Genomic DNA, 13451 nt, shown 5'->3' with positions numbered 1-13451 from the left:
GTCGTGAGGGCGGTTTCCGTGATGACCGGGGTCCCCGTCGTGAGGGCGGTTTCCGTGACGATCGTGGACACAGCCGGGACTTCGAACGGCCCCGCCCCTTCTCCCGCGACGAAGACGACTCTTCCGGTAGTGGGACGCGCGCCCGTTTCGGGCGGCCCGAGTACGAGGAGAAGCGCGAGCGCGAGACGCTCCCGGAGATGGCGGCCGACATCACCGCCGACGAGCTCGAGAAGGAGGTCCGTGACGAGCTGCGTTCGCTCCCCGGCGACCTCGCCGAGCTGGTCGGTAGGCACCTTGTCGCGGCCGAGCGGGCGTTGGAGGCCGACGACCCGGACAACGCCTACGAGCACACCAAGGTAGCGCGCCGCTTCGCCGCCAGAATCGGAGTGGTCCGCGAGGCGGCCGGAATCGTCGCCTACCGAGCCGGCCACTTCGCCGAGGCGCTCAGCGACCTGCGGGCCGCGCGCCGACTGACGGGTTCGGACGCGTACCTCCCCGTGATGGCCGACTGCGAGCGCGGTCTAGGACGTCCTGAGCGTGCTCTCGACCTGGTACGGTCCCCCGAGGCCGAGCGCCTCGACCGGTCCGGGCGCATCGAACTGGCCATCGTCGAGTCGGGCGCACGCCGCGACCTGGGCCAGCACGACGCCGCCGTGATCACACTCCAGCGTCTGCCCGAACTGCGTGACCCGCAGGCCCGGCCGTGGTCCGCACGGCTGGCGTTCGCCTACGCGGACGCGCTCGCCCACGCCGGTCACGCCGACGCGGCGACCGACTGGTTCGGACGCGCGATGGCCTTCGACGAGGACGGCGAGACTGACGCCGCCGAGCGGTACGCGGAACTGACCGGCGCGGTCATCGAGGACGTCGAGGAAGAGTTCGCCTCCGACAACGACATTCCGGACGCCGAGGCGCTCGCGGAGGCCGACGATCTGCTGGCTCCCTCTTCGGAGGGGACGTCCGAGGACGCGGAGTCTGCCGACTCCTCTGCGGCTTCATCCGAGAATGAGCCTGTGGCCGATGACGAGCTTCCGGCAGACGAAGCGCCTTCCTCGGAGGAGAAGCCTGCGAAGGCGGAGGAGAAGCCTGCGACGGACGAGGCGCTGTCGGCAGGTGAGAAGCCCGTGACGGTTCAAGAGGCCGAAGCCGCCGAGCCTGCTACGGTCGACGCCCAAACAGGCGAGTCCGTCGACCGGCGAGAGGCCGCCCCTGCGGCGTCCGCTGAGGACGAGCTTGCAGGTGGAAAGCACGTAGAGGCGGAGGAACCGGCTGGGTCGAGCATCACGCCGGCGTTCATCGAGCCCGACTTCGGCGACATCCTCGACGAGCCGAAGGCTCCCGAGGAGCGTCCAAACGCTTGACCGCTGCCGCCCGCCGTACCCAGTGAGCATCGCTGGTGCGGCGGGCGGCGCCGTTCACCGCCTGGGACGCCTACTTTCCCGGCGGGACGCGGTCGAGCCAGTGGAGGATGCCCGCGACGTTCGATGGCGCGCCACTGAGCAACTCGAACTGCTCGGCCCGTGGGTCGTCGTCCTTCAGGGCGGTGTACCGCTCCTTCGTCCGATCTCTGACCATGGCGACGGCGTGGTCGAGATCCAGGCCCTCGGAGTGGGCCTGTTCAGTGAGATCCACCCACACGCGGAGCTCTTGAGCCGAACGTTCCAGCGTCTCCTGTACCGCATCGACCGGGCCATAGTGACTGAAGAGCAGTCGTTGCGGGCCGAGAGCCTCGAACAGGGCGATGGAGTCGAGCGCCGTTCGCAGGTCGAAGTCCGGTGGCGGCGTCGCAGGCCGCAGATCGCCGGTTTCGGGGAGATAGACGCCAGCGGCGTCTCCGACGTACAGGTCGCCGGTGGCGGAGTCGATCAAGCCAACGTGGTGCTTGGCGTGGCCGGGGGAGTAGTGGCTGTTCAGCGTGCGGCCGTTGCCCAGATCGATGGCGCCGGTGTCGCCCAGGGCGACGATCCGCTCGGCCTCGGTCGGCGTGAGTTCACCGAACAGGGTGTCGAGCCGATCACCCCAGACCATTCGGGCACTGGCCATCAATCGCGATGGATCTGCCAGGTGTCGTGCTCCCTTCTCATGCACGACGATCTGCGCCGACGGGAAGTAGCTCGCCATGTCGCCGACGCCACCGGCATGATCCAAATGGATGTGCGTCACCACTACCGTGGCCAGATCCTGCGGCCCCACGCCAAGTTCGGTCAGCGCGTCCCGCACGATGGGCGCCGAGGTGGACGTTCCCGTCTCCACCAGACACGGCCGATCTCCCAGAATCAGGTAGCCAGCGGTGATTCCGGTGTATCCCGCCATCTTCGTATCGATCTCGTACACGTCGCCGCCGAGGGCGGTGATGTTGTCCACAGGTACTCCCGGCTCTCGTATCACCGTCCACAGAACGGCATTCCAGTAGCTCCCGATCTCCCCACATCGTAAAGAGTGAATCCACCGATCACCGATGGAGGAGCACGACTTTGGACCGCAACGAGGTCTTCCTGGTGGGCAAGCTGTCCGGCCGTCCCGAGCACAAGGTCATGCCCAGCGGCGACACGCTCACCTCCTGGCGTCTGGTGACCCGCCGCCGCGATCCTCGCCCCGGCGCCGTCGTCGACACGATCAGATGCGTGACGTTCGACTCCGGTCTCGCCGCCCGCCTCGAGTCTCTGAACCCAGGTGACCGCTTGTCCGTGGCGGGCTCCATCCGCTGTCGCATTTTCGGGCCCGCCGACACCAAAGTCTGGCGTGTCGAGGTGGAAGCCCACACCCTCATCCCGTTGTCCGAGCCCGCCGTGCTGACCTCGCCGCCGCCGGCTTCGCCTGACCTGCCTGAGGCCCCCATCTCGGACCTCACCCAGGCGGTTCCCGACACGTTCCTCCGTACGGCGGACACCTCGGCCGGTAGCGGCGAGGCCAAGGGTGGCGAGGGTGTGGCCGGCGCGTCGCGGAACAAGGGCGTCTCGTGGATTGTGGCCCACTCGCCCGGCGCGGCCACCCCAGTGGCTCCGGCTCAGCCTGATCATCCTGACGATGGCCACTCTCAGCCACGCCACCCACAGCCTGGTGAGGATGAGCAGAAGGCTCCGGCCCTGGAACGTCCGCCTCCTGAAGGTCGGCGCGAGTCTGGGCCGGCACCGGCTCCTTCGGAGAACACAGGTTCGGCGCCGATTTCGGCAGCCCATCCTGAGCCATCCACTGGCACGGCTTCAGCCCAAGATCCATTGAAGGGACCTCAGCCAGGGCGTTCGTATGCCCTGGCGGATCGATCTTCCCCGGGAGCGGAGGCCAGACCGAGAGTCCCACCGCCCCGTTCGCCGTATTCGGCTATCGCGGAGCCCGGTGTGGCTGATTCCCCATCCTCGATGCCAACTGGACTTGAGGATGAGACGTCAGCCTCGCGACTGCTGGGCTCGGTCGGACCGTGATCCCGTGCGTCGCGTCGCCGTCCTCCCGCTGGCTGGTGCTCTTCAATGGATCGAATCGCCCACTTCAAATGAATCGCCCACTTCAGCGGCGCCACGCTCGACACGCTGGACAGAACCAGGTTCGAACGGGAGCACTTCCACAGAGCAGATCGAGGCCCCAACGATCGGATGGCGGGTCACGTCTACGGCTGCCACGCTTGTTACCAGCCCGAACTCGTAAACCCATGTCCGTGGACGCAACCGGCTGGCGGCCTGTCTGACCCAGCCGTTCGAATCAGGCTGCTTCAAGGCATCGGTCAGCTGCTTCAAGTGAACTGGAGTCGGCCAACTCAACGCCTGTCCGAGGGAACCTGAATGGACGAAGTCCGGCCCCGAATGATGCTGGCAGTACGGCAGCGGGCTCCGGCGATTCCATCTGCGCTGCCGGATTACTCGATGGCGAAGGTTCGCAACACGAGGCCGGTCCTCGGCTTCGGGCCGAAGGAGGTGGACTTTCGTGGGACACGTTCCCCTTCGGCGGCCACCGCCAGCACGTCCTGCACATCGAGGGACCTGAGGATGACGGCGGTACCACCAGTGGTGGCGGCGAGGTCCGCAGCGGCCTGCGCGTCGTGATGGACGATTCGCACGTGTTCCTCGTCGTCCCGCATCCCCCAAACCTTGGGCAACACGAACTCCGCCAGAATAGAGGTGTTCAATGCGTTCCACCGAGCCGATCGCTCAGCGGGCATGGCGTGGGCCAACTGCACGGGATCGGGATCTGTCATCAGGTGGCAGGAATTGGCGCCTGCCAGCAGAAAAGCGGGCTCGGCAGCGTTGTCCAGTGCCGCCAGTCCTTCATCGAGTTCGGCGAAGTCGCGCACCTGCCAGGAGCCCTTTGCCCGCGCGGCCGCCTCCTCCAGTGGTAGCTCGGGAATCACCCGATGGATGGCTTTCAGATCGGGCGGATATGCGACGGAGTCGACGAGCAGCGCCAGCCCGAAATCCCAAGGCCCCAGAGACCGGTCGCTCCACGCGCCGGGCGTTTCATTGACATTCGGGCCTTGCGTCGTTGTCGGGCTCTTCGGTGGGAGGTGAGTTGGATCTGACGCTCCGCTGTGCGGTGCGGTGCCATGGGTGTCTGCTGAGTCTGCGTTCTGCGCCGCCTGCTCTGCTTCCTGCGCCGGTGGTTCTGAGTTCTGCGGGGTGGCTGCCTGCTTTGGGTTCGACGCGGTGCTTTGGGCGAACGTCGGTTCGGCGTTTCCCGAGGTGCCGGGCGTCACCGTCGGCTCAGAGTTCGGCACGACATTCGGCTCTTCCGATGGCTGTGTGGGCGATGCGGTGTCGCGCTCACCTGTCGGCTCGGCATGGTGCGAATTCGACGGCCCTGCAGCGGACGGCACTGGTGTCTCGGTGGCCTGATCATTCTGGACGGCGGCGGGTTGGACTCCACTTTCGTGGTGCGCCTGGCGAGAACCCGCTGCTCGCACTGGGTCGGCCCCGGCGAGCCCACGAGCTGCCCCAGCTCGATGGCCTTGTTGTCCTGGTGCAGGCGAAGAGGTGTCCTCGACTGTCGCCTCTGCCCGGGAGGCAGACAGGCGGTGCTCGGCCGTGAGGCGCGTGGTGGGAGTCTCCGCAGGGAGGGCGCGGTGAGGCTGGGCCGGTGTGTTCTCCGGCAGGTCAGCAGGCATGCGATGGCCTTCAGGGGCGTCGCCGTGCGCAGGCTGCTGATCCGTCGCTGTGCCAATGTTGGGCGGACTGTCCGAGAGGGAGGCTGACGGATGCTCGGGCGCGGAGGTGGTCGCATCGACGTGCTGAGCGGCTCGGCGGGCGTGTTCGAGGCGCTGAAGTTCGCGGTAGGTGGCGTAGCGGTGGTGGCCGTCGGCTATCAGAGCTTGGCGGTGGCGGAGGTCGGCGTTGACCGTTGCGATCTCGGCAAGGTCGGTGACCGCCCAGAGGCGGTGGGTGAGGCCGTCCTCGGTGTGTGCCTCCACCAAAGGCGTACGCTCCCGGGCGACCGTGTCCACGAGTCGGCTGGCGGCTCCCTGCCGTCCTCTTGGCGCACGCGACGTCGATGCGCCTGCGACCTCGGGAGAGGGACGCCCATCTGCAGCGGGGCGGAGACGCTCTGCGTCGCCCGCCGCAGCGAATGTCGTGGCCGAGGTGAGCTCGGAGTCACGGGTGAGACCTTCGTCGGAGGCCGCCGGTTCCGGAGTCGTGCCGGTGTAGAGGAGGAAGATGGGTTCCAAGTTCGCCTGGGTTGTGCTCATGAGGGCCAGACGGTCGGCCACCGGGCCTGGCATCACGTTCTCATGGGGGAGGATGATCCGTTCCTCGGGCGCGGCCAGGCCGACGTCGCCGATAAGGCCACGCTGGAGGACGCCGGGGCCGCTCTGCTCGTACACGTACAGGGCCGGAACGTCGTCTGCTCTCAGTACTCCTGATTCCAGCCACCGGCGCAGTGTGTCGCGGACAACGGCGTACTTCTCCCCGGTCCTGGCTGACGACATGCCCGTAGGCGAACCGCCGAGAGGCGAATCGGCCGAGGAACTCTCCAAGGGGGAGCTGGTCATGGTGCTGCCGGAGGCGTGGGCGGGTACGTCGGAATCGGCCGGCCCGACGGATTGGTCCGCGTGCGCGAAACAGCCGGCCGGATCTGAGTCAGGCATTCCGGCGAGTGAGCCAGGGCGAGGCGAACCCGCAGGTGGGCCTGAGTTGGGGAGCTCGGTGGTTGAACCCGGGCGAGGCGTACCGGCAACTGGATCGGAGCTAGGAAGTTCGGCGGGTGAGCCTGGGTGAGGTGAGCTGGTGGGTGGGCCCGAGTCGGGAAGCGCGGTGGGTGAGCCCGGGCTGGGTGAACTTGGGCGGGGTGAACCCGCAGGTGGATTTGAGTCAGGAAACTCGGCGGGCGAACCCGGGTGGGGGGAGCCTGAGCGGGCTGAAGCGGTGGGCGGGTTCATGGATGTGTCGGGCTGGGGCGATTCTGCTGGGGTGTCGGTGTGGAGTGAGTCTGCGACCACGCCGGATTCGGGCAGCTCAGCGGAGACACTGGACCAGTGCGGCGGCGCGAGGGGCCGGGCAGCGGAGGATGAACCCGATGTGGAGAGATGCGATGTTGCCGGATGTGGGCCCGGAGAGTCCGGTGCCGAGGGGGTCGCCGGGGGTGCCGTGGTCGAGTCGGAACGTGGGGAACCTGGTGAGGGGGACTGCGCGGGCGACGACTGTGACGGTCCGGTGCGGAAGGTCGCCTGTGAAGGGTCCGCGGGTCCTGCGGGCGTCGGGGTGCAAGGAAGGATGAGGCGGACGACGTTGTTCGGGTGAGAGTCGAGGAGACGCTGGATGTCGCCGGCAGCGATCAGGTCATAGGGAGGAGAGGTGACCTTCGCAGGATCGTCCACGACGAAGCGGACCCCACGGAAGGGGCGTAGCACCAGCCCATCGGGCACCGGTAGTTCAGGAGTCCCCATATCGGGCATGCTCCCATAAAGGTCCGAGTCTCCCCGGGGTCGCCCCCGAACCCCAGCGGTGTCCGATTCCTCCGAGGCTCGCGTGGCGCTGTCGTCTGTCGGTGAAGGAGGCCTCACGCATGATGCAAAGCAGAAACGTCCCCGAAGATTCCCCCGGCGGTCCTGTGGGGGATGTTTATGACTGGTATCAGCGTGGGGTGAAGCTTCTGAAGGAAGGCAGTCCGGCGGCGGCCGCGTCGCTGCTGGAGCGGGCTGCGGCCGCTGAGCCTGAGTCGCGCAGCATCAGGGAGGCATTGGCCAGGGCGCAGTTCAACTCCCGGCAGTACGCGCAGGCTGCCGACAGCTTCCGGTGGATCGTGGCTGCCAACCCGGCTGAGGATTATGCGTACTTCGGGCTGGGGTTGGCCCTGTGGCGGACGGGCGACATGGAGGCCGCGCAGGAACCACTGGCCATCGCTGTGGCCATGCGGCCGGACGAGCGAAACTACGTCTCCGCGCTCAAGAGCGTTCGGGCCACGTTGCGTGCGCGTCGCGAGATGTGAGCCGTATCGGTGGGACGCCTCTGGACTGGGATGATCTCGTCCCTGGTGCAGCGGTGTGCTCCCGCCTCGGGGCGGAACTCCGATGAGCCCGCAGCGGGGGCGAGTGATCCCTGTTCCCCGAGAGTTCTGGGGTCGCGGGCGGCGCCTCGCGTCAACGAGGTGATCGACCGGAGCAGCCCGCCATGCCGGTGGGTACGCACATTGCCTGGGTTGATCGAAGACCCCTGGGCAGGGCACCGGTCTTTGCGGGGCGCCGGTAAGGGAGGTCTGTGCGCTGAGCGGCCAAGGCAGGCATGGTGCGCCGGGAAACGCCGTTCAACTTGGGTGCTGGTCCCGTGTGGACAGGACTGTTGAGAGGGCACGATCTTGGTGCGGGTGTGCGGGTGTGCGGGTGTGCGGGTGTGCGGGTGTGCGGGTGTGCGGGTGTGCGGGTGTGCGGGTGTGCGGGTGTGCGGGTGTGCGGGTGTGCGGGTGTGCGGGTTAGAGGCGGTCGGCCCTAGGTTCGGGGTGATATGTCCAGGTGAACCGGGTGGGGATGGGTGTTGTTCTGGCTCTGGGAAGCGTTCGTGTGGGTCTGGGATGAGGTGAACGAACAGGGTGGTCTGCTGTGAGACGGCCATGGTGGCGGGGTGATGATGGACGAGTCGGTTGAGTCTGGATTCGTGGGATGGGGCGCGTGATGAGTGAGACGGAGGGCGGCCGGGTGTTGGTTGAGGGGTATGACACGCTGCTACTTGATCTTGATGGGGTCGTCTATCTGGGGAGCCGGGCCGTACCCGGGGCTCCTGAAGCGTTGGTGGAGGCGGAGAAGAGGGGGGCGAGGCTGGCGTATGTGACGAACAACGCCTCTCGGACGCCTGCTGCCATCGCCACGCACCTTCGTGAGCTGGGGGCTCCCGCGCGGCCCGAGGATGTGGTCACCTCGGCGCAGGCTGCGGCACGGTTGATCGCCGAGAGGTTCGGCGCCGGGGCCGAGGTGCTGGTCGTCGGAGGCACGGGGCTGCGAATGGCGGTTCGGGATCGGGGACTCCGGCCGGTCAGTACCGCGTGGGACGAGCCTGTGGCCGTGGTTCAGGGGATCGCGCCCGGGATCTCCTACGGGCTGCTGGCCGAAGGGACGCTGGCCGTACGGCAGGGGGCGATGTTCGTGGCCTCGAACGGCGACAGCACGATGCCGACGGGGCGGGGCGAGCTGCCGGGCAATGGGGCGATGGTCCGGGTGATCGCGGCTGCCACCGGTGTGGAGCCGGTGTACGCGGGCAAGCCCGCGCCGCCGTTGCATCGGGAGTCGATGTTGCGCACGGGCGCGGTCCGGCCGCTGGTCGTGGGGGATCGGCTGGATACCGACATCGAGGGGGCCACCAACGCGGGGGTGGACAGTCTGCTGGTGCTCACGGGGGTGGCCGCGGCGCGTGACCTGTTGACGGTCGGGCCGCGTCATCGGCCCACGTACGTCGCCGAGGATCTGTCGGCGTTGCACGAGGAGTACCCGGCGCTCAGGCGAGGGTGGCGGGCTCGATGGGAGGACGGTCACCTCCATCTGGACGGGGAGGGGGCGTGGATCGAGGGGCTGCGTACGGCGTGTGAGACGGCATGGGCGGTGGCTGGAGAGGGTCGTCTCGACGCTGACGCCGTCCAGCCCGCACTTGATCGCTTGACCTGACGAGTTCGGTTCGAGCGGGCCACAGGGTTCAGATGCCTGACGAGTTCGGTCCGAACGGGCCCAGGGCTCGGATGTCTCACGAACTCGGTACGAGCGGGTTCAGAGCTCAGCTGCCTGATGAGTTCGGTTCGAGCGGGACGGCTGAGGCTGGGCGGGCGCGTACGGCTCAGACCGTGACGGGTGGTCAGCAGCACGGTGGTTCGGTGTCGAGGGTCAGGTCCACGGATCCGGCGGGGTCACAGCAGACGGCGCAGCCTGAGCAGGTCGCCGAAACTGGCGTCGATTCTGACCCGGCCGCCCAGCAGCGCCCTGGCCAGGTCGAGCTCGCCGTCGACCAGCTTGATCAGGTCGTCGCTGCCGATGGTCAGCCGCACCTCGGCCGGACGCTCGTGCGGCACCTCGGTGAACGGGTCGAGGCCGTCGCGGTGGACGCGTCCGTAGAAGGTGACGCCGAGGTCGGAGACGGTGCAACTCAGGGTGCGCTCGACCACATGCTTGTCGCGGTCCTCCTCACCGATGTGATCGAAGTGGCTGCTGAGCCTGGCCAGTGCGGTCCGGCACTCCTCGACGCTTGCCATGAGCGCGCATCCTTTCTGCCCTTGCTACGGACGGTAGCGTTGTCCTTTCAACGCTCAACGCATGACACGCCTGCCGAGGTGCCGGGCGGTGGTGGGAGGCGTTACGGTCGTGTCATGACAGAGCTTCCGGTGGAGACGGGCGACGCGCGTGTCGACGGCATCCTCGCCGGGCTGAACCGCCTGGCCGGGCTGCCCGCCGCCGATCACGTCGCCGTCTTCGACGACGCCTTCACGGGGCTGGAGGCGACCCTCGCCGCCATGGACGAGCAGTGAGCAGACGCGTCCGGCTCGACAGCGAGCTCGTACGGCGCGGCCTGGCCCGGTCCAGAGAGCAGGCGGGGCAGCTGATCGAGGCCGGGCGGGTGAGCGTCGGCGGACAGGCGGCGGGCAAGGCGGCCACGCAGGTGGACACGTCCGCCGCGATCGTGGTGGCCGACTCGCCCGACGGCCCCGACTACGTCTCGCGCGGCGCCCACAAGCTCGTCGGCGCCCTGGAGGCGTTCAAGGCGCTGGAGGTCGAGGGCCGCCGTTGCCTCGACGCGGGTGCCTCGACGGGCGGATTCACCGACGTGCTGCTGCGGCGCGGTGCCGCACACGTGCTCGCGGTGGACGTGGGCTACGGTCAGCTCGCCTGGTCGCTGCGCACCGACGAGCGCGTCACGGTGATGGAACGTCGCAATGTGCGCGATCTGACACCGGAGCTGGTGGGTGAGCCGCCCACGCTGGTCGTCGGGGACCTGTCGTTCATCTCGCTGCGGCTGGTGCTGCCCGCGCTGAACGGGGTCGCGGCGCCGCGCGCCGACTTCGTGCTGCTGGTCAAGCCGCAGTTCGAGGTGGGCAAGGACCGGGTCGGCGCGGGCGGAGTGGTGCGCGACCCGGAGCTTCGGGCGCAGGCCGTGCGCGAGGCGGCGGCGAAGGCGCGGGAACTCGGCTTGGCGGTGCGCGGGGTGACCGCGAGCCCGCTGCCGGGACCGTCGGGGAACGTGGAGTACCTCCTGTGGCTGGGCAAGGGGGAGGGCGAGCCGCCGGTGGCCGACCTCGACACCGAGATCCAGCGCGCCGTCGAAGAAGGGCCGCAATGAATCGGACTGTCCTGGTCACCGTGCACACCGGGCGCGGCCCGGCCGTCGAGAGCGCCCGCCTGGTCGTCCAGCGCCTGGTGGAGGCGGGGATCAAGGTGCGTGTCCTGGAGCAGGAGGCTGTGCAGATCGGTTGCGTGGGCGCCGAGGTCGTGGCCGGTGACCCGGTCTCGGCCAAGGACGCCGAGGTGATGATAGTCCTCGGCGGCGACGGCTCGCTGCTGCGCTCGGCCGAGATCGCCCGCGAGAGCGGCGTCCCGTTGTTCGGCGTCAACCTGGGCCATGTCGGCTTCCTGGCGGAGGCGGAGGTCGACGACCTCGCCGCCGCCGTCGACAGCGTGGTCGCGGGCAATTACGACGTCGAGGAGCGTATGACGATCGACGTGCTCGCGCGCCTCAACGGCCAGGTGATCGCCGACACGTGGGCGCTCAACGAGGCCACGGTGGAGAAGCGCGAGCGCATGCTGGAGGTCGTGGCCGAGATCGACGGCCGCCCGCTGTCGCGCTGGGGTTGCGACGGCGTCATCTGCGCCACCCCGACCGGCTCGACCGCCTACGCCTTCTCCGCGGGCGGCCCGGTCGTCTGGCCGGAGGTCGAGGCGATGCTCATGGTGCCGATCAGCGCGCACGCGCTGTTCGCCAAGCCGCTCGTGGTCTCGCCGCGTTCGACGCTGGCGGTCGAGATCCTGCCGGACACGCCCGGTGGGGTGCTGTGGTGCGACGGGCGCCGCCGCTTCGATCTGCCGCCGGGTGTGCGGGTCGAGGTCAGGCGGGGTGCGCGGCCGGTCAGACTGGCCCGGTTGCACGGCATCGAGAGCACCGGGGCCCCGTTCACCGACAGGTTGGTCGCCAAGTTCGAACTTCCAGTTCAGGGCTGGCGCGGAAGGGTGCGTCCCTGAGTCAATGGACCCGGGAACGCGTAGGATCGCTTGCGCACACATGTTCGGACGGCAGCGACGGGAGTGGCCAGTGCGACCCAGGGTCGAGGAGGTTCGCATCCAGGGGCTCGGTGTCATCGACGAGGCCGTACTCGAGCTCTCCCCCGGATTCAACGTGGTCACCGGCGAGACCGGAGCGGGCAAGACGATGGTCGTCACCGGTCTCGGCCTGCTGTTCGGCGGCCGGGCCGATCCGTCGCGCGTCCGGCCGGGCGCCGACCGGGCGACGGTCGAGGGCACCCTCGTCGTCGAGGGCCGGGGCCGGGTGGCCCAGCAGGTCGAGGACATCGGCGGCGACGTCGAGGACGGCCAGCTGATCATCTCGCGTACCGTCTCCGCCGAGGGCCGCTCGCGTGCCTGGCTCGGCGGCCGCACGGTGCCCGTCGGCACTCTCACGTATCTCGCGGACGACCTGGTCGCCGTGCACGGCCAGATGGATCAGCAGCGGCTCCTGCAGCCCGCGCGGCAGCGGGCCGCGCTCGACCGGTACGCGGGCGACGACCTGGTCAAGCCGCTGCGTGCCTACACCCAGGCGTACAAACGGCACAAGCAGGTCGGCGCGCTGCTGGAGGAGCTGACGACGCGGGCGCGTGAGCGCGCGCAGGAGGCCGACCTGCTGCGGTTCGGTCTGGAGGAGATCGAGAAGGTCGATCCCAAGCCCGGCGAGGACGCCGAACTGCGCGCGGAGGAGGAGCGGCTCTCGCACGCCGACGCGCTGCGCGGCGCCGCCGCGAGCGCGCACGCGGCGCTGCTCGGCGACCCGATGGAGTCCTCGGGCGACGCCCGCGACGCCATCTCCCTGCTGGGCGAGGCGCGTGCGGTGGTCGAGGGTGCGGGCGGGTTCGACCAGCGGCTGGCCCAGATGGGCGAACGGCTCGCCGAGGCGGGTTACCTCGTCGCGGACGTCGCCACCGACCTGGCCGCCTACGCCGAGTCCGTCGAGGCCGACCCCGCCCGCCTGGCGATCGTGCAGGAGCGCCGCGCGCTGCTGACCGGCCTGATCCGCAAGTACGCCGTGGACAGCGCCGGTGTCCTGGCCTGGGCGCAGCGCTCGGCCGCGCGCCTGGCCGAACTCGACGGCGACGACGAGCGCGTCGACGACCTCGCCGTCGAGCACGCGGAGCTGACCGAACGGCTCACCGGCCTGGCCGCCGAGCTGACCGGGGTGCGCGAGAGCGCCGCCGAGCGGTTCGGCCGTGCCGTCACCGACGAGCTCGCCGCTCTGGCCATGCCCCATGCCCGCGTCGTGGTGCACCTCACCCGGGGCGCGGGCTTCGGCCCCGACGGCGTCGACGAGGTCGAGCTCCGCATGTCCGCCCACCCGGCCGCGCCGCCGCTCCCGCTCACCAAGGGCGCCTCGGGCGGCGAGCTGAGCCGGGTCATGCTGGCCATCGAGGTGGTCTTCGCCGGCGCCGACCCGGTGCCCACGTTCGTCTTCGACGAGGTCGACGCCGGTGTCGGCGGCAAGGCCGCGGTCGAGATCGGCCGCCGCCTGGCCAGGCTGGCCCGCACCGCCCAGGTCATCGTCGTGACCCACCTGCCGCAGGTGGCCGCCTTCGCCGACCAGCACCTCGTGGTCGAGAAGGCCAGCGACGGCAGCGTGGTGCGCAGCGGCGTCGTCACCCTCACCCACGAGGGCCGGGTGCGCGAGCTGTCGCGCATGCTCGCCGGGCTGGAGGACTCCGAACTGGGACGGGCGCACGCGGAGGAACTGCTGGGGCTCGCCGCAGCAGACTCTGGGTGACATATCAGACACGCCGCGTAGTGCGCGACCCTCGGGCCC

12 protein-coding genes are annotated in these 13451 nt (G+C 69.3%); 8 read left to right on the top strand and 4 right to left on the bottom strand.

Annotated elements, in window-relative coordinates; translation table 11 throughout:
* Window positions 1-1361, top strand: a 1361-nt coding sequence (locus tag ABD120_RS09230; protein WP_343949314.1) for a hypothetical protein, incomplete at its 5' end; no start/stop codon positions are given.
* A 70-nt stretch (window positions 1362-1431) separates the two neighbouring features.
* Here the strand turns inward: ABD120_RS09230 and ABD120_RS09225 are convergent.
* Window positions 1432-2364 carry an MBL fold metallo-hydrolase gene (locus ABD120_RS09225; protein WP_343949313.1) on the bottom strand — a complete coding sequence of 311 codons (933 nt, stop codon included), beginning with the start codon at window positions 2362-2364 and terminating at the stop codon, window positions 1432-1434.
* Window positions 2365-2474: 110 nt separating this feature from the next.
* Here ABD120_RS09225 and ABD120_RS39750 point away from each other — a divergent pair, with 110 nt between their 5' ends.
* On the top strand, window positions 2475-3422 hold the full coding sequence (locus ABD120_RS39750; protein WP_425563947.1) for a single-stranded DNA-binding protein: 948 nt from the start codon (window positions 2475-2477) through the stop codon (window positions 3420-3422).
* Between the two features lie 42 nt (window positions 3423-3464).
* On the opposite strand, the gene ABD120_RS09220 is transcribed toward ABD120_RS39750, so the two are convergent.
* Together ABD120_RS09220 and ABD120_RS09215 are read right to left on the bottom strand one after the other, a co-directional pair.
* Window positions 3465-3731, bottom strand: a complete 267-nt coding sequence (locus tag ABD120_RS09220) for a hypothetical protein (RefSeq protein ID WP_343949312.1) — start codon at window positions 3729-3731, stop codon at window positions 3465-3467.
* A gap of 119 nt (window positions 3732-3850) precedes the next feature.
* On the bottom strand, window positions 3851-6868 hold the full coding sequence (locus ABD120_RS09215) for a DUF1015 family protein (RefSeq protein WP_343949311.1): 3018 nt from the start codon (window positions 6866-6868) through the stop codon (window positions 3851-3853).
* A gap of 119 nt (window positions 6869-6987) precedes the next feature.
* Between ABD120_RS09215 and ABD120_RS09210 the strand changes: the two genes are divergently transcribed.
* Entirely contained in the window at window positions 6988-7410 is a 423-nt protein-coding gene (locus ABD120_RS09210; RefSeq protein ID WP_343949310.1) for a tetratricopeptide repeat protein, read from the top strand.
* A 679-nt stretch (window positions 7411-8089) separates the two neighbouring features.
* A complete protein-coding gene (locus ABD120_RS09205; protein WP_343949309.1) occupies window positions 8090-9073 on the top strand; it encodes an HAD-IIA family hydrolase in 984 nt (327 codons plus the stop codon).
* 236 nt (window positions 9074-9309) lie between these two features.
* On the opposite strand, the gene ABD120_RS09200 is transcribed toward ABD120_RS09205, so the two are convergent.
* Window positions 9310-9651 carry an SCP2 sterol-binding domain-containing protein gene (locus ABD120_RS09200; RefSeq protein ID WP_343949308.1) on the bottom strand — a complete coding sequence of 114 codons (342 nt, stop codon included), beginning with the start codon at window positions 9649-9651 and terminating at the stop codon, window positions 9310-9312.
* 114 nt (window positions 9652-9765) lie between these two features.
* Here ABD120_RS09200 and ABD120_RS09195 point away from each other — a divergent pair, with 114 nt between their 5' ends.
* The 4 genes from ABD120_RS09195 (at window position 9766) to recN (ending at window position 13412) form a co-directional block, all read left to right on the top strand.
* Window positions 9766-9924, top strand: coding sequence for a hypothetical protein (locus tag ABD120_RS09195; protein WP_343949307.1), 159 nt, complete (start codon window positions 9766-9768; stop codon window positions 9922-9924).
* Window positions 9921-10733 (top strand): TlyA family RNA methyltransferase, encoded by an 813-nt coding sequence (locus ABD120_RS09190; RefSeq protein WP_343949306.1) that lies wholly within the window; start codon window positions 9921-9923, stop codon window positions 10731-10733. The genes ABD120_RS09195 and ABD120_RS09190 overlap by 4 nt, the downstream gene beginning before the upstream one ends.
* A complete protein-coding gene (locus tag ABD120_RS09185) occupies window positions 10730-11629 on the top strand; it encodes an NAD kinase (RefSeq protein ID WP_343949305.1) in 900 nt (299 codons plus the stop codon). Before ABD120_RS09190 ends, ABD120_RS09185 begins: the two co-directional genes overlap by 4 nt.
* Window positions 11630-11699: 70 nt before the next feature.
* Window positions 11700-13412 carry a DNA repair protein RecN gene (gene recN / locus ABD120_RS09180; protein WP_343949304.1) on the top strand — a complete coding sequence of 571 codons (1713 nt, stop codon included), beginning with the start codon at window positions 11700-11702 and terminating at the stop codon, window positions 13410-13412.
* Window positions 13413-13451: the final 39 nt, after the last annotated feature.

It is taken from the genome of Nonomuraea longicatena (genome assembly GCF_039525605.1).
Classification (GTDB): Bacteria; Actinomycetota; Actinomycetes; order Streptosporangiales; family Streptosporangiaceae; genus Nonomuraea; species Nonomuraea longicatena.
This window is presented reverse-complemented; position numbering and strand designations above follow the sequence as displayed.

What these genes read in the sequence shown, in the direction of transcription:
- ABD120_RS09215 (WP_343949311.1), bottom strand. Translation starts at nt 6,868, where the DNA reads ATGGGGACTCCTGAACTACCGGTGCCCGATGGGCTGGTGCTACGCCCC.
- ABD120_RS09205 (WP_343949309.1), top strand. Translation starts at nt 8,090, where the DNA reads ATGAGTGAGACGGAGGGCGGCCGGGTGTTGGTTGAGGGGTATGACACG.
- ABD120_RS09185 (WP_343949305.1), top strand. Translation starts at nt 10,730, where the DNA reads ATGAATCGGACTGTCCTGGTCACCGTGCACACCGGGCGCGGCCCGGCC.
- ABD120_RS09195 (WP_343949307.1), top strand. Translation starts at nt 9,766, where the DNA reads ATGACAGAGCTTCCGGTGGAGACGGGCGACGCGCGTGTCGACGGCATC.
- ABD120_RS09200 (WP_343949308.1), bottom strand. Translation starts at nt 9,651, where the DNA reads ATGGCAAGCGTCGAGGAGTGCCGGACCGCACTGGCCAGGCTCAGCAGC.
- ABD120_RS09210 (WP_343949310.1), top strand. Translation starts at nt 6,988, where the DNA reads ATGATGCAAAGCAGAAACGTCCCCGAAGATTCCCCCGGCGGTCCTGTG.